The 14,357-nt window shown below is 72.0% G+C and carries 13 protein-coding genes; 7 read left to right on the forward strand and 6 right to left on the reverse strand.

Annotation, left to right across the window (positions count from 1 at the left end):
• Positions 1 to 69 precede the first annotated feature (69 nt).
• Positions 70 to 993 (reverse strand): carbamate kinase, encoded by a 924-nt coding sequence (locus ABZ880_RS24565; RefSeq protein WP_361266560.1) that lies wholly within the window; start codon positions 991 to 993, stop codon positions 70 to 72.
• A gap of 255 nt (positions 994 to 1,248) precedes the next feature.
• Between ABZ880_RS24565 and ABZ880_RS24570 the strand changes: the two genes are divergently transcribed.
• On the forward strand, positions 1,249 to 1,536 hold the full coding sequence (locus ABZ880_RS24570; RefSeq protein WP_361266693.1) for an SHOCT domain-containing protein: 288 nt from the start codon (positions 1,249 to 1,251) through the stop codon (positions 1,534 to 1,536).
• Positions 1,537 to 1,593: 57 nt separating this feature from the next.
• On the opposite strand, the gene ABZ880_RS24575 is transcribed toward ABZ880_RS24570, so the two are convergent.
• Positions 1,594 to 2,589 (reverse strand): nitroreductase family protein, encoded by a 996-nt coding sequence (locus tag ABZ880_RS24575; RefSeq protein ID WP_361266562.1) that lies wholly within the window; start codon positions 2,587 to 2,589, stop codon positions 1,594 to 1,596.
• Positions 2,590 to 3,122: 533 nt separating this feature from the next.
• Here ABZ880_RS24575 and ABZ880_RS24580 point away from each other — a divergent pair.
• The 4 genes from ABZ880_RS24580 (at position 3,123) to ABZ880_RS24595 (ending at position 7,312) form a co-directional block, all read left to right on the forward strand.
• A complete protein-coding gene (locus ABZ880_RS24580; RefSeq protein ID WP_361266564.1) occupies positions 3,123 to 4,337 on the forward strand; it encodes a globin domain-containing protein in 1,215 nt (404 codons plus the stop codon).
• Between the two features lie 32 nt (positions 4,338 to 4,369).
• The gene (locus ABZ880_RS24585; protein ID WP_361266566.1) at positions 4,370 to 4,747 is read left to right on the forward strand and encodes a hypothetical protein; all 378 of its coding nucleotides are present in this window, start codon (positions 4,370 to 4,372) and stop codon (positions 4,745 to 4,747) included.
• A gap of 139 nt (positions 4,748 to 4,886) precedes the next feature.
• Positions 4,887 to 6,506 carry an oleate hydratase gene (locus tag ABZ880_RS24590; protein WP_361266568.1) on the forward strand — a complete coding sequence of 540 codons (1,620 nt, stop codon included), beginning with the start codon at positions 4,887 to 4,889 and terminating at the stop codon, positions 6,504 to 6,506.
• A 383-nt stretch (positions 6,507 to 6,889) separates the two neighbouring features.
• Positions 6,890 to 7,312: a pyridoxamine 5'-phosphate oxidase family protein gene (locus ABZ880_RS24595; protein ID WP_361266570.1), complete on the forward strand. Its 423-nt coding sequence runs from the start codon at positions 6,890 to 6,892 to the stop codon at positions 7,310 to 7,312.
• Positions 7,313 to 7,558: 246 nt separating this feature from the next.
• Here ABZ880_RS24595 and ABZ880_RS24600 read toward each other — a convergent pair whose 3' ends face one another.
• The 4 genes from ABZ880_RS24600 to ABZ880_RS24615 form a co-directional block, all read right to left on the reverse strand.
• Complete coding sequence (locus tag ABZ880_RS24600) at positions 7,559 to 7,999, reverse strand: pyridoxamine 5'-phosphate oxidase family protein (protein ID WP_361266572.1); 441 nt, start codon at positions 7,997 to 7,999, stop codon at positions 7,559 to 7,561.
• A 215-nt stretch (positions 8,000 to 8,214) separates the two neighbouring features.
• Positions 8,215 to 8,616 (reverse strand): DUF779 domain-containing protein, encoded by a 402-nt coding sequence (locus tag ABZ880_RS24605; protein WP_361266574.1) that lies wholly within the window; start codon positions 8,614 to 8,616, stop codon positions 8,215 to 8,217.
• Complete coding sequence (gene adh, locus ABZ880_RS24610; protein WP_361266575.1) at positions 8,616 to 10,133, reverse strand: aldehyde dehydrogenase; 1,518 nt, start codon at positions 10,131 to 10,133, stop codon at positions 8,616 to 8,618. The genes ABZ880_RS24605 and adh overlap by 1 nt, the downstream gene beginning before the upstream one ends.
• A gap of 108 nt (positions 10,134 to 10,241) precedes the next feature.
• Positions 10,242 to 11,483, reverse strand: a complete 1,242-nt coding sequence (locus ABZ880_RS24615; protein ID WP_361266577.1) for a GAF domain-containing protein — start codon at positions 11,481 to 11,483, stop codon at positions 10,242 to 10,244.
• Positions 11,484 to 11,693: 210 nt separating this feature from the next.
• On the opposite strand from ABZ880_RS24615, the gene ABZ880_RS24620 reads away from it, so the two are divergent.
• The gene (locus ABZ880_RS24620) at positions 11,694 to 12,971 is read left to right on the forward strand and encodes an iron-containing alcohol dehydrogenase (RefSeq protein ID WP_361266579.1); all 1,278 of its coding nucleotides are present in this window, start codon (positions 11,694 to 11,696) and stop codon (positions 12,969 to 12,971) included.
• A gap of 10 nt (positions 12,972 to 12,981) precedes the next feature.
• Complete coding sequence (locus ABZ880_RS24625) at positions 12,982 to 14,352, forward strand: histidine kinase (protein ID WP_361266581.1); 1,371 nt, start codon at positions 12,982 to 12,984, stop codon at positions 14,350 to 14,352.
• The last annotated feature ends 5 nt before the right edge of the window (positions 14,353 to 14,357 follow it).

The raw sequence follows: 14,357 nt of genomic DNA on the forward strand, positions 1-14,357 counted from the left end.
GGGACCGAATGGCCCATGAGTCAGGCGCTTATGACGAGCCGTCACTTCCGTGGAGGCCCGCTCCGCCCGTCAGGCCGCCGGTATCTCCGGCCGCACGAGCGTCCCCGACCGGCCGTGCACGATCTCGTACGCCGCGTCGAGTGCGCCGATCGCGGCCAGGCCCCCGGTGCGTTCCACGAACCGGGCGGCGGCAGTGGCCTTGGGGCCCATCGAGCCCGCGGGGAAGCCACCGCGGCGCAGCACGGCGGGGGTGGCATCGAGGAGGGGCCGCTGTTTCGGGGTGCCGTAGTCGACGTAGATGTTCGGGACGTCGGTGAGGATGAGCAGGAAGTCGGCCTTGAGGTCCTCGGCGAGCAGCGCGGCCGTCAGATCCTTGTCGACGACGGCCTCGACCCCGCTCAGCGCACCGGTGTCCCTGTCGGCGGTCACGGGCACGCCCCCGCCGCCGGCGCAGATCACCAGCGTGCCGACGGTGAGCAGGTCGTGGATGGTGTCGGTCTCCACGATCCGCTCGGGCATGGGCGAGGGGACGACACGCCGCCATCCTGCGGTCTCCTGGGCGATGTGCCAGCCGCGCTCGCGGGCGAGGGAGCGGGCGGTGTCCCGGGGGTAGACCTGGCCGACGTACTTCGTGGGATGCCGGAACGCGGGGTCGTCGGCCCGCACGAGGGTGTGGGTGACCAGCGCGGCGATCCGGTGCCCGGGCAGGGTGTCGTACAGGGTGCGCACCAGGAGGGAGCCGATCATGCCCTGGGTCTGGGCGCCGAGCAGATCCAGCGGATACGGGGCGCTGAGGGCGGGGTCGGCGGCGCTCTCCATGGCGAGCAGGCCGATCTGGGGCCCGTTGCCGTGCGTGAGGACGACTTCGTGTTCGTGGGCGAGGGCGGCGATCGCGGTGGTGACCCGGTCGATGTTCGCCTGCTGCACGTCCGCGTCGGGGCGTTCGCCGCGGTGCAGCAGGGCGTTGCCGCCGAGGGCGATGACGATGCGCATGGTTCGGTCCTCCAGGCCGGCGACGTTCCGTGATCGATCCTTCTGCTCGGCCGCGGCCGCGGTGAGCGGCCACAAGTCCCCCGGGCGGACCCATTGGTCCCGAGTTCCTGAGCAGCACCGAGCGGCAGGGACCACCGTCCCGTCCGGAGGGCGATCCGGCCCCTGCATTCCTGTGAGGTACGGCGGGACCTTGGTAGTGGCCGGAGCGTGCAGCCGCATCCCGGCTCCGGTCCTCGCTGTCAGGAAGTGATCGCCATGATGTTCTGGTACGACCGCCACATGAGCGGCTGGGGGTGGTTCGGAGCATCCCTCGGCATGGTCGTCTTCTGGGGGCTGCTCATCGCCGCCTTCGTGCTGCTGCTGCGCGCCCTCGAGCGCCCACAGCCGACGGGACCGCACCGCACACCCTGGACACCCCCCGCGCCGGCCTCGCCCGAGCAGCTGCTCGCCGAGCGCTTCGCACGCGGCGAGATCGACGAGGAGGAGTACCGGCGCCGACTGCAGGTGCTCCGCGCCGAGGGCGCCGACCTCACAAAACACTGAGCCTCAGTGGACATTGAGCACACCGCCGGATCCCGCACGGTCCGGTCACCCGGCGTCTCACACGATGTCGAGCACGTCGGCCACCGGCCGGCGCGGCGTGGCCGGACCCCGGGGCCCGTAGCCGAGGCGCAGCACCATCTGCACCTGGCCCGTGCCCGACACCGGGTCGCGGGCCAGTCGGCGCAGGTCGGCGCTCTCCAGCGGATGGGAGGTCAGGGAGGTGGCCAGGTTGGCCAGCGTGGCTTCGAGCAGGACGCGCTCCAGAGCCTGTCCGGCGCGCAGCCAGTCGGCGGGCTCGTCGCCGGAGGTGCTCAGCAGCGCCAGATGAGGGGTGTGCTCGAAGGCGGTGCTGCCGCGGTCGGCCACCGGCCGACGGCCCGCGAAGTCCCGCAGAGGAGCCTTGCCGTCCCGCTTGCGCGGCCCAAACGCGTACTCGGGGACGCCGTCGACGGCGGTGTCCGCCTCCGGTCCGAGCCGGGTCCAGCGCTCGAGGTCCTTCCTGGCGCCGGCGTCCAGCGCGTCACGGCTCTCCGCGTCATGGACCAGGTCGAGCACCGTCTCGATGTGCCAGGGACGGGCGAAGAGCAGCATGGCGCCCTCCGCGGCCGCGGCCCGCTGCAGCCCGGCCTGTACGTCCTCGGGGACGTCCTTGTCCGCGAAGGGATGACGGCTGGTGTGCCGCTGCCGGATCGCGGGGTGCAGCCGTACGAGATCGTCCTCCACGCCCGGTGTTCCGCTGGGTCCGGCCAACTGGACGGCAGCCATCAGCAACGGGTCTCCCGGCTCCGGCAACAGCCGTGTCCGCGAGCTCAGTCCCGCGTGGGCGGCGGCCACGCGCAGGTTGAACACAGCCGCACCGCAGCCGATGTGCAGTGCCCGGTTGTCGGGGTCGGAGCCGGGCATGGCCCGCTCGGTATCGGCACGCACCAGGAGGACGCTTTCGGCGGTGTCGAAGCGAAAGCGCCAGGGCTGGGCGTTGTGCATGGACGGGGCCGCCGTGGCCTCGGCGACCAGTGCGGTGACCGTGCTCTCGTCGAGCTGTCGCTGTCGCATCGCGTCCTCCTCACCCCGGACACCTGCGAGCCCAACACGACGGCACCCTCGGTACAAGGCGCCGACCGGCCCCGGGGCGGGGCCGGTCGCCCCTCTTCAGGCCGCTGCCGACGCGTGATCATTGAATTGAGCGCGGACGCCGGGCACGGCATCCGCAGGGGTTCCCCCGTCCCCGTACCGGAAACGGCGTCCGCGCCAGGGGGGCGGCTTCAGGAGGGGCCGTGGCCGTACGTGGGTCGTCGGCCGCGTGCCCGCGCGATTCGCACCCGCGCGAGCGCGTCCCCCGCCCGGCCGACGCCTCGGTGGGCGGCGGCCGGACAGGGCCGAGAGGAGACTCCCGAGATGCCGTACGGCCCCAGGATGCGAACAGGCCGTTGGGCCGGTGCGCCCGAGTCGGTGGGCCGTCCGGCCCCCCCTTCGGCCCGCGGGCCCGAACAGCCCCCAAAACGCGGGCGGATGACTGCTACACAGAACACCGGCGCGCACCTTCGACGCGGCGCCCTTTCCCACCCACCCCCTGCCCGGGAGGTTCCATGCTGTCCGCAGAGTCCGCCGCCGTGGTCCGTGCCACCCTGCCCGCCGTGGGCGGAGCGCTCGACGAGATCACGACGCGCTTCTACGGCGCGATGTTCCGGGACCGGCCGGAACTGCTCGACGGAATGTTCAACCGCGGCAACCAGGCCAGCGGAGCCCAACGGCGGGCCCTGGCCGGGTCGATCGCCGCCTTCGCGAGCGCGCTGCTGGAGGATCCGGACAGCCGCCCGGACACGCTGCTGGACCGGATCGCGCACAAGCACGCGGCCGTCGGCGTCACCGACGACCAGTACACGCTCGTGCACAAGTACCTGTTCGGCGCGATAGCCGAGGTGCTCGGCGATGCCATCACCCCGGAGGTGGCGGCGGCCTGGGACGAGGTGTACTGGCTGATGGCCGGCGCCCTGATCGGCCGGGAGGCCCGCCTCTACCACGACGCGGGCGTCGAGCCGGGCTCGACCTGGCGGCAGTGGACGGTCGTCGAGCGTCGCACCGAGACCCCGGACACGGTGTCCTTCGTGCTCCGCCCCGCGGACGGCCGGCGGGCACCGCGGGCGCGGGCGGGCCAGTATGTGAGTGTGCGGGTCCAAATGGCCGACGGCGTACACCAGTTGCGTCAGTACAGCCTGTCCTCGGACCCGGGCAGGGACCTGCGGCGGATCACCGTGAAGCGGGTCGAAGGCACCGACTGCGCCCCGGACGGCGAGGTCTCCGACCTGCTGCACGAGCAGGTCCGCGAAGGACAGGAACTGACCCTCTCCGCGCCCTTCGGCGACGTCTTCCTCGACGGCCCGGCCGACAGCACCGACCCCCTGGTGCTGGTCTCGGCCGGCATCGGCTGCACCCCCATGACGAGCATCCTGGCCCACCTCGAAGCCATCGGCTCGACCCGCCCGGTGCTGGTCCTGCACGCCGACCGCTCCCCCGCCGACCATGCCCTGCGCGCCGAGACACACGATCTCGTCGATCAACTCCCGGGCGGCCGGGCCGTGTCCTGGTACGAGCGTCCCGGAGCGGAGGAACCCGACGCCCACGAAGGCCTGATGGACCTCTCCGAGGTCGAACTCCCCGTCGGCGCCACGGTGTTCCTGTGCGGGCCGCTGCCCTTCATGCGGGACGTCCGCGGACAGCTGCTGGACGCCGGGGTGCCGGCGCGCCGCATCCGGTACGAGGTCTTCGGGCCCGATCTGTGGCTGCCCGGCAGCGCGGCCTGAACGACCTTGTACCTCCCAGGAAAGGATTCACGATGACCAGCAACAGAGACCAGGCCGCGCCCGCGGTGCGGCTGCGTTTCGACGGCCCGGTGGACCAGGAAACTCTCGCCTACGCCCGTACGAAGATCGATGCCGTCGTCCGCCGGGCCGGCCTGCCCGCCGTCACCGGCGAGGTGCGCATCGTGCGGGCCGGCGCCCGCCACGCGGACCACCCCTGGCTGGCCACGGCCGACCTGCGCGTCGGCGGCCGGCAGGTGGTCGTCGTCGCCGAGGAGGCCACCGGCCGGGAGGTCGTCGACCAACTCCAGGACCGGCTGCGCCGCCGGACCGACAAGATCGCCCACATCCGGGACGACGCCCACCGGACGACGGCGCCGCCGTGGCGGGGAGGCGACCCGCAGTCGGCCTGACGCACCCCCTGAGCGCGGCCCGATCGGTGACGGTCCACCGGTCGGGCCGCCGTCGCGTGCTCCCGTCGTGAGACGCGGGCCGTCCGGACCGCGCACGTGACCAATGGCCCACTGACCGGACCCGCCTGCACAGGAAAGCGTGGGAGGCGCGGTTCCCGATCGGCGGGCGAGGACGAGGAGTTGTGAGATGGCGAAGGCGTATCTGGTGGGCAGCGGGATCGCGGCGCTGGCCGCGGCCGCGTTCCTGATCCGCGACGGAGGGTTCGACGGGGCCGACATCCATCTCTTCGAGGAACAGCGGCAGATCGGCGGCAGCCTGGACGCGGGCGGCACGCCGGAGACCGGCTACACCATGCGCGGCGGGCGGATGTTCGAGGCCGAGTTCCGCTGCACGTACGACCTGCTGTCCGGCATCCCCTCGCTCGACGACCCCGAAGTGTCCGTGACACAGGAAATCCTCGCCGGGCACGAGGAGTTCGCCTGGGACGACATCGCACGGCTGGTGGACGGGGACGGCAAGGTCGTCGACACGAAGTCGATGGGGTTCTCCGAGCGCGACCGGCTGGAACTGGTCCGCTGCCTGGCGACCCCCGAGGGACACCTCGACGGCAAGCGGATCACGGACTGCTTCGGCGAGCATTTCTTCACCACGAACTTCTGGTTCATGTGGTGCACCACGTTCGCCTTCCAGCCCTGGCACAGCGCCATCGAGTTCCGCCGCTACCTGCGCCGGTTCATCCACCTCTTCCCCGGGTTCGCCTCGATGTCGGGCATCCACCGGACCCGCTACAACCAGTACGACTCGATCGTGCGGCCCCTGACGGCCTGGCTGCGCGCACACGGCGTCACCGTGCACACCGGCAGCCGCGTCACCGATCTGGGGTTCACGCCAGGGCTCCGCAGCGGCACGGTCGAGACGCTGTACGTCACCCGGAGAGGCCGCGACGAGAAGATCGCCGTGGCCCCCGAGGACCTGGTCCTGGTCACCAACGGCTCCATGACCGATGCCTCCAGCCGCGGCACGCACACCGCTCCCCCGCCGCCGTCGTCCGGCCGCTCGGACGCCTGGCTGCTGTGGCACCGACTGGCCCGGGGGCGTGAGGAGTTCGGCAACCCGGCCGCGTTCGACAAGCACGTCAAGGAGTCCCGGTGGGAGTCGTTCACCGTCACCGCCAAGGACCCCGCTTTTCTCGACGCACTGGCAGAGTTCAGCGGACGTGAGACCGGCCGGGGCGGGCTGATGACCTTCACCGACTCCAACTGGCTGCTCACCGTCGTCGCCAACCGCCAGCCCGTCTACCGCGACCAGCCCGAGGGCGTCTCGGTCTGGTGGGGTTACGGTCTGTTCCCCGGCCGCGCGGGCAACCACACGCCCAAGCCGATGACCATGTGCTCCGGCCGGGAGATCCTCGAAGAGGTCCTGCACCATCTGCACTTCGACGAGCCGCTCAGGGCTCGCGTCCTGGAGACCTCCACCGTCGTGCCGTGCGTGATGCCGTACATCACCAGCCAGTTCCTGGCCCGCCGCCGCGAGGACCGGCCCCATGTCGTGCCCGCGGGTTCGGTCAACCTGGCCTTCATCGGTCAGTTCGCGGAGGTGCCCGACGACGTCGTCTTCACCGTCGAGTACTCGGTGCGCACCGCCTGGACGGCGGTGGCCCGGCTGCTGCGTCTCGACAAGCAGCCTCCGCCGGTCTACAGGGGCGACCACGACCCCCGGGTGCTGGCGGCCGCGCTGGAGACGATGCACCGCCGCTAGCCCAACGGCGACGAGTTGCCTGCGCGCCCGGACGCCCGCGGGTGCCGTCCCGCACGCCGGTGCCGGTGAGGGCCGGGACCGCGCGCCCGACCACGGCAGACAGCGCCGGCGCCCGCGCACACGAGCCGAGGGGGGTGGTACCCCGAGCCCATCACCGGCGGCTGCACGTACCCGCCCAGGCCGCCCGCGGCGCCGACCACGCCCGTGACCGGGCCGACCCTGTCCGCGCGGTCCGACAGCGCCTGGTGTATCCCCGCTGCTTCCGGTGGGCGGACCGCGCTCGGCAGCGGGCCGGCCGACCGAGTTGCAGCCCCGGGCCGGGCCCACGGAACAGGGCCGACCGGCCCTAACGACCGCGCGCCGCTCAGGTGGACGATGGCCTGATGTTCCACACCGACGGGTTTCGCGCACTCGACCGGCAGGAGTGCCTGCACCTGCTGGCCAAGGTGCCACTCGGCCGTGTCGTGTACACCCGGCACGCGCTGCCCGCCGTCCTGCCGGTCAACTTCTCCCTGGACACGGACGGCTCCGTGCTGATCCGCACCTCGGCGACTTCGGATCTCGTCCGCGCCATCGACGGAGTCGTGGTCGCCTTCGAGGCGGACGCCTTCGACGCCGAGGACGAGTCCGGCTGGAGCGTCGTCGTGACCGGCCGTGCCGAGGTGGTGACCGACCCCGCCGAGCACGACCGGCTGTCACGGTCCGGCCCGCGGTCGTGGATGCCCCTTCGGGACGCCGTCTTCGTACGGATCAAGGCGGAGATGATCACAGGGCGTGAGATCGGAGACGCGCGAGGCGCGGCCTGAGCGGATGCGCCGAGGCGCTCGACCGCTCCCGGTGCCGGGCGTCCCGGTCGAACATCCCGCCCGGCCGTACCTGGTCCACCGGCAGCCGCCCCCAGTTCGTTCGAGGTCCTGTGCCCTTCCGGCGCGCTGCCCGACCTGCCGGCGGATCACCGTGGCTGAGACTGACGTACGCCCTCCGCCCGCATCGGTCCTACCCGCGCGGCCGAGGGGATCGAGCTCATTCCCCTGCCTCCTGCCATGCCGCTGTCAGGACGACAGATCCACCCCGTACAGACTGCGTCCGCCCACGAGTTCCCGGCCGGTGACCAGCTCGGGCGCGATGCGGACGAAGACCTCTTCGGGCGAGGGCACCCAGGAGCGCGGTCCGGTCCGGACCAGACGCTCGTGCTCGTCCGGGTCGGTCACGACCGTCGCCGAGCCGGTGACGACGACGCTCCAGCCGGAGTGAGCGACCGCATCGACCTCGTCGACCTCGAAGGCGACGACCACGCCGTCGACGGCGCGGACCAGTTCCGAGGCCGCCGAGGTGCGCAGCACCACGGCACCGGCGGTGTCCAGACAGAAGTTGACGGGCAGCACCGCGGGCAGCGCCTGTCGTGTGTGCACGATGCGGCCGACGGGCACCTTGGCCAGCAGACGCAGGCACTCCTGCCGTTCGAGTTCGCGGAAACCGTCGTTCGGGTACATGGGCCAGTCCGTCTCTCACCTGGGTACAGCTCGGGAGCGTTGCCTCCAGCCTCCGCGGAGCGAGGGCCGCCGATAAGGGACCATCGGTCCCCGCCGAGCCGGAGAACGTCCCGGTTCGCTGGGCAGCGACGACTGTGCAACCGGCCCCACCGCGCGGCGGCAGGGCCGGACGTCGAATGTCCGGCCCCGCCTTCACCGCCCCGTCACAGTGGCCGTCAGGCGCTGTCCGCGCCGGTCGGCAGTGGCGGCTCCGTGGCGATGCGCTGCCACTCCTCGTCGGTGAGGACCCTGGAGCGGATCAGGAAGCGGACGCCCTCGGGAGCTTCGAGGGAGAAGCCGCTGCCGCGGCCGGGGGTCACGTCGACGGTGAGGTGGGTGTGCTGCCAGTACGCGTACTGCTTGGCGCTCATCCAGAACGGCGTGTCCCCCGCCACGTGACCGAGCAGGACGTCCGCGGCACCGACGCGGAAGTCGCCGCGCGGGTAGCACATGGGTGCGCTGCCGTCGCAGCAGCCGCCGGACTGGTGGAACATCAACGGGCCGTGGGTGTCCGTCAGTTGACGCACCAGCTGCTCCGCGGCGTCCGTGAACTCCACCCGCGTCACCCGGGTGCCCATCAGAAGAATCCGAGCTTCTGCTCCGAGTAGCTGACCAGCAGGTTCTTCGTCTGCTGGTAGTGGTCGAGCATCATCTTGTGGGTCTCGCGGCCGATGCCGGAGCCCTTGTAGCCGCCGAAGGCCGCGTGCGCCGGGTAGGCGTGGTAGCAGTTCGTCCACACCCGTCCGGCCTTGATCTCGCGGCCGAGGCGGTAGGCCAGGTTGCCGTTGCGGGACCACACGCCGGCGCCGAGGCCGTAGAGGGTGTCGTTGGCGATCTTCGCGGCCTCCTCCGGGGAGTCGAAGGTGGTGACCGAGACGACCGGGCCGAAGATCTCCTCCTGGAAGATCCGCATGTCGTTGGTGCCCTTGAAGACGGTCGGCTCGATGTAGAAGCCGCCCTCCAGGCCCGGGACGGTGCGGGGCGCGCCGCCGGTGAGCAGCTCTGCGCCCTCCTTCTTGCCGATGTCGATGTAGGAGAGGATCTTCTCGAACTGGTCGACGCTGGCCTGGGCGCCGATCATGGTCTCCGGGTCGAGTGGGTTGCCGCCCTTGATGGCCTTGGTGCGCTCCACGGCGCGGGCCATGAACTCGTCGTAGATCGAGGAGGCGATCAGGGCCCGGGAGGGGCAGGTGCACACCTCGCCCTGGTTGACCGCGAACATCACGAAGCCCTCGACGGCCTTGTCCAGGTAGGCGTCGTCGGCGTCCAGGACGTCGGGCAGGAAGATGTTGGGGCTCTTGCCGCCGAGTTCCAGGGTGACCGGGATGATGTTCTCGGACGCGTACTGCATGATCAGCCGGCCGGTGGTGGTCTCGCCGGTGAAGGCGATCTTGGCGATGCGCGAGCTGGAGGCCAGCGGCTTGCCGGCTTCGACACCGAAGCCGTTGACGATGTTGACCACTCCGGGCGGGAGCAGGTCGGCGATCAGGTCGATGACGACCAGGAGGCTGACCGGGGTCTGCTCGGCCGGCTTGATGATCACGCAGTTGCCTGCGGCGAGGGCCGGGGCGAGCTTCCAGGCGGCCATCAGGATCGGGAAGTTCCACGGGATGATCTGGCCGACCACGCCGAGCGGCTCGTGGAAGTGGTAGGCGATGGTGTCCTCGTCGATCTCGCCGATGGTGCCTTCCTGGCTGCGCACGACGCCCGCGAAGTAGCGGAAGTGGTCGACCGCAAGGGGGATGTCGACGTTGAGCGTCTCGCGGATGGGCTTGCCGTTCTCCCAGGTCTCGGCGACGGCGATCTTCTCGAGGTTCTCCTCGATGCGGTCCGCGATCCGGTTGAGGACGCGCGCCCGCTCGGCGACGGAGGTGCGGCCCCAGCGGTCCGCGGCGGCGTGGGCTGCGTCCAGCGCGAGGTCGACGTCGGCGGCGGAGGAGCGGGCGACCTCGCAGAAGGCCTTGCCGGTCACCGGCGACGGGTTCTCGAAGTACTTGCCGTCGACGGGGGCGACCCAGTCGCCGCCGATGAAGTTGTCGTAGCGGCGGGCGAATTCGACGATGCTGCCTGCGGTTCCTGGCTGCGCGTACACCATGGCGGCTCTCCTCGGAGGATGGTGGTACGGCGGCCCGTGCCGCCGTGACGCGGCCCACTGTGGGCCTCCGAGGTTGGCGCAAGGTTGGCGCCCGAGAGCGCGCTGCTTTCAGTCGCGCAGAGCGGTGCTGAGGCGACCGACCGCGATCGGGCGGCGCCGGTCGTGCGGGGCGAGCAGGCGCAGGGCGTGCTCGTGCACCTCGGCGTCGTACGGGGCGCGCTCGCCGTAGCGCAGGGCGTGCCCGGGATCGGTGCCGGCCAGCACGGCCTCCCGTACGGCGACCTCCAGTTGGGCCCGCCATTCGACGATGCCCGGCGCCTCGGATCGGGGCAGCAGGGGGCCGCGGTAGTGGCGCAGCGCGGTGCTGATGTCGCCGCGTTCCAGGGCGCGCAGCACATCGACGGCGTCGCAGGTGACGGGGGCGGTGAGGGTGTAGCGGCGGGGTGCGATGCCGCCGTCCAGGGCGCGGCGCAGGTGGGAGATCTCGGCCTTGAAGGTGGACGCGGTCACGGGCCGGTCGCCGTAGAGGGCCTCCCGCAGCCGCTCCGGGGTGAAGCCGTCCGGCTCCAGCGCGAGCAGCGTCAGGATCTCCAGCTGGCGCGGTCGCAGCAGGAGCGGGGTGCCCGCGCGGTCGGCGCTCTCGGCGCCCAGGCAGCGCAGCCGTACCGGGACGGCGTCGGCAGCTCGCTGTATCGGAACCTCCGTACGCAGTCTGCCCTCGATGGCCGAGACCAGGGTGCGCACCGTCGACATGGCCAGGGGGTGCGAGCGGTCCCAGGTGGTGGACAGGTCCAGGACGCCCAGCACCCTGCCGTCCGGGGCGTGCACCGGTGCGCAGTAGCAGACCCAGCCGTGCAGGGCCGACACCAGGTGCTCGGCGGAGAAGACGGTGCTGGGGCGGTCGGTGCGCAGAGCCAGGGAGAGGGCGTTGGTGCCCATGGCCGGCTCGTCCCAGCGGCCGCCGGGCGCGAAGTTGACCCGCTCCGCGCGCCGCCGCATGGTCTGCCCGCCGCGCGTGAACAGGATGGTGCCGGAGGCGTCGGTGACGGCGGTGACGAACCCGGCGTCGTCGGCGATGCTGTGCAGCTCGTCGGAGAGGTCGTCGAGCGGTCGGCGCAGCGGTGAGGCGGCCCAGCGCTCGGCCACCGAGCGGTCGTCCAGAGCCGGGGCGCTGTCCCGCTGCGGGTCGACACTGCTGAGAGAGCGTGCCCATGACTCGCTGACCTCGGGCCGCAGCGTCCGGCCGACCGACCGTCGCACGGTCGCCGGCTGCTTGAGCTGCGGGACCCAGCGGGACCACTCGTCCTCCAGCGTGGCCCTGCGCCGCCGGAGGTCACTGCGCTGTGACATGTCCTCCCCTGCCGTCGTACGGGGACGATCGCTCATTGTCCGTCACTAATGCGAGAAAAGCACCTGTCCGATCGGGCAGTAACCGCCGCCGGACGGACGGGTAGCGCACCCGCGCCCACCCGCCCTACCTTGAGCCTCGGGCCGACGACAGCATTTTTCCGCGTTCGACGCCAGCATTATTCGCCTTCAGGGACGGGCCGGGGAGGTCGCATGTCGCTCCCATCAGGCGTCATGACGACCGGCGGCGGTGAGCCGACCGCCGACTGGAGCCGTGACGAGTCCCCGTGCGAGCTCACGGGCCCGCAGCGGGCCGGGGCCGCCCCGCCCGTCGGCCAATCCACGCGGCTGGCCAAGTTCCACGTCCCCGAGGTCGTGTTCGGGCCGGGCTCGCTGGCCGAGCTCGGGCACTGCGCGCTCAGGCTCGGCGCCCGCAGACCGTTCCTCGTCACCGACCCCGGGCTGATCGAGGCGGGCTGGGTCGACGAGGCGGTCGGCCATCTGCGCCGGGTGGGCCTCAGGCCGGTGGTCTGGCACGACGTGACGCCCAACCCCAAGGACCGCGAGGTGGAGGCCGGCTTCCAGCGGTACGCCGACAGCGGCAGCGACGTCATCATCGGCGTCGGCGGCGGCTCCGTCATCGACGCGGCCAAGGGCGTGGCGATCCTCTCCGGCAACGGCGGACGCATCCTCGACTACGAGGGTGTGGACCAGGTCGTCCAGCCGATCCCGCCGACCGTGATGGTGCCCTCCACATCGGGCACCGGCGCGGACGTCTCGCAGTTCGCCGTGATCACCGACACCACCGAGCACATCAAGATCACCATTGTGAGCCGGACCCTGGTGCCGGAGATCTCCGTCATCGACCCGCGGCTGCTGACGACCATGCCGGACTGGCTGAACGCCGCCACCGGCCTGGACGCGCTCACCCACGCCATCGAGGCCTTCGTCTCCCGGGCGCACAACCCGCTGACCGACACCCACGCCCTGCACGCGGTTCGCCTGATCACCGGGAACCTGGTGCGCACCCAGCTGGAGCCCAAGGACTTCGGCGCCCGGCTGGCCATGGCGCAGGCGGCTCTGGAGGCCGGCATGGCCTTCACCAACGCGATCCTGGGCGCGACCCACGCCATGAGCCACCAGGTGGGCGGTCTGCTGGACGCCCCGCACGGCGTGGTCAACGGCGTCCTGCTGCCGCACGTCATCCGCTTCAACGCCGAGGCCTGGCCGCAGCGCTTCGTCGCGCTGGGCGAGGCGGCCGGCATCGCGACCGCGGGGGTGGAGCCGTACGAGGTGGCGGCGCGCCTCGCCGACCTGGTGCGCGCGCTGGCCGACGACGTCGGCGTGCCCAAGGGCCTGGCCAGCCTGGGCGTCGCCGACTCGGACGTGCCCGTGCTGGCCCGCACCACGCTCAAGGACGCCTGCCTGGCCACCAACCCGCGCGACGTGCAGATGCACGACGTCGAAGTGCTGTTCCGCGAGGCACTGTGAGGCGAGCTGCATGAGCGTGCCCGAACGGTCCCCGCACACCGCCGACTTGGGGGTTCTCACCGGTCTGCGTTCGGGCAAGCGGTCGTTCTACCCGGCGTATGTGCGCTCCACCGAGCGGCTGGAGCGCACGGTGGAGGCACTCGACGGGATCTCCCGCGCCCTGGTGCGCACCGCGGAGGGGCCGCGGGCCCTGGTCGAGGCGGTCGTACGGACCGCGGCCGATCATCTGCAGGCGCGCTGGCTGCTGCTGGCGGTGGCGGACGGTGCCCTGCGGGCGGCCCGGCCGCGGTTCCTGCTGTACGCCGACGACGTGCTGATCGACGACGAGACGCGGCTGCCCGCCGAGGTGCGGGCGCATCTGAAAGTGCTGCGTACCCGGCCGTGGGAGGCGGCGACCTCGGCGGAGGACCGGGCCTGGGTGCGAGCGCCCATGACCCTGGACGACGAGCCGGTCGGCGGGATCGCCGCGGAGCCCGGCGTGGGCGTCGAGGTGGCCGACACCGACCTCGCGATCCTGCGCGTGCTGGCCAACCAGGCAGCGGTCGCCCTGCACAACACCTACCTCTTCCACGCGGCCACTGCGCTGCGCGGCCGCACCGAGGAGCTGTCCGAGGCCGCCGAACGGCAGGCCCGGGACCTCGCCGCGCGCAGTGCCGAGCTGGCGCAGACCCAGGAGCGGCTGTTCGAGGCGATGCAGCGGCAGGCGCTCGACGACGAACGGCACCGCATCGCACGGGAGTTGCACGACAGCGTCGCCCAGTACGTGCTCAGCGCGGGCATGACCGTCGAGGTGTGCCGGGCCGAGCTGGAGGCCATGGGCGGAGCGGCGGCGGACATCGCCGGACAGCTCGCGGAGGCCAAGGACCTGAGCCGGCAGGCCGTCGAGCGGCTGCGCTCCTCGATCTACGCCCTCCATCACACCTCGAACGAGCCGACCGGACCGCTCCCGGTCATGCTCGAACGGCTCTCGACGGTGCACCTGCCGACCGCGCTGGACGTCCGCGTGACCGTGCAGGGCGGCCCGGTGCCGCTGCCTCCGCGGGCCGAGCAGTCGATCCTGCGGCTGGCCGGCGAGGCCCTGTTCAACTCCGCGACGCACGGCGCGGCCACCCGCGCCCTGATGCGGCTGCGGTATCTACCGGAGGCCGTCGTGCTGAGCGTGTCGGACGACGGCACCGGGGATCCCGCGCAGCTGCGGCGGGCGCTGCAACTCTCCCGGGCTGCCGACGTGTCGGGGCGCCACCGGGGCCTGGCGAACATGGTCGCCAGGGCGGAGGAGCTCGGCGGCGCCCTGTCCATCCGCCGCTCGGGCATGGGCGGCGTCCTGCTGCGGGTCCGCATCCCGCTGCCGGTACGCACCGATCAGGAGGCGGGCCGATGACTTCA

The sequence above is a fragment of the Streptomyces sp. NPDC047043 genome, assembly GCF_040644055.1.
In the GTDB taxonomy this organism is placed as follows: Bacteria; Actinomycetota; Actinomycetes; order Streptomycetales; family Streptomycetaceae; genus Streptomyces.

What these genes read in the sequence shown, in the direction of transcription:
- ABZ880_RS24565 (WP_361266560.1), bottom strand. Translation starts at nt 993, where the DNA reads ATGCGCATCGTCATCGCCCTCGGCGGCAACGCCCTGCTGCACCGCGGC.
- ABZ880_RS24570 (WP_361266693.1), top strand. Translation starts at nt 1,249, where the DNA reads ATGATGTTCTGGTACGACCGCCACATGAGCGGCTGGGGGTGGTTCGGA.
- ABZ880_RS24575 (WP_361266562.1), bottom strand. Translation starts at nt 2,589, where the DNA reads ATGCGACAGCGACAGCTCGACGAGAGCACGGTCACCGCACTGGTCGCC.
- ABZ880_RS24580 (WP_361266564.1), top strand. Translation starts at nt 3,123, where the DNA reads ATGCTGTCCGCAGAGTCCGCCGCCGTGGTCCGTGCCACCCTGCCCGCC.
- ABZ880_RS24585 (WP_361266566.1), top strand. Translation starts at nt 4,370, where the DNA reads ATGACCAGCAACAGAGACCAGGCCGCGCCCGCGGTGCGGCTGCGTTTC.
- ABZ880_RS24595 (WP_361266570.1), top strand. Translation starts at nt 6,890, where the DNA reads ATGTTCCACACCGACGGGTTTCGCGCACTCGACCGGCAGGAGTGCCTG.
- ABZ880_RS24600 (WP_361266572.1), bottom strand. Translation starts at nt 7,999, where the DNA reads ATGTACCCGAACGACGGTTTCCGCGAACTCGAACGGCAGGAGTGCCTG.
- ABZ880_RS24605 (WP_361266574.1), bottom strand. Translation starts at nt 8,616, where the DNA reads ATGGGCACCCGGGTGACGCGGGTGGAGTTCACGGACGCCGCGGAGCAG.
- adh (WP_361266575.1), bottom strand. Translation starts at nt 10,133, where the DNA reads ATGGTGTACGCGCAGCCAGGAACCGCAGGCAGCATCGTCGAATTCGCC.
- ABZ880_RS24615 (WP_361266577.1), bottom strand. Translation starts at nt 11,483, where the DNA reads ATGTCACAGCGCAGTGACCTCCGGCGGCGCAGGGCCACGCTGGAGGAC.
- ABZ880_RS24620 (WP_361266579.1), top strand. Translation starts at nt 11,694, where the DNA reads ATGTCGCTCCCATCAGGCGTCATGACGACCGGCGGCGGTGAGCCGACC.
- ABZ880_RS24625 (WP_361266581.1), top strand. Translation starts at nt 12,982, where the DNA reads ATGAGCGTGCCCGAACGGTCCCCGCACACCGCCGACTTGGGGGTTCTC.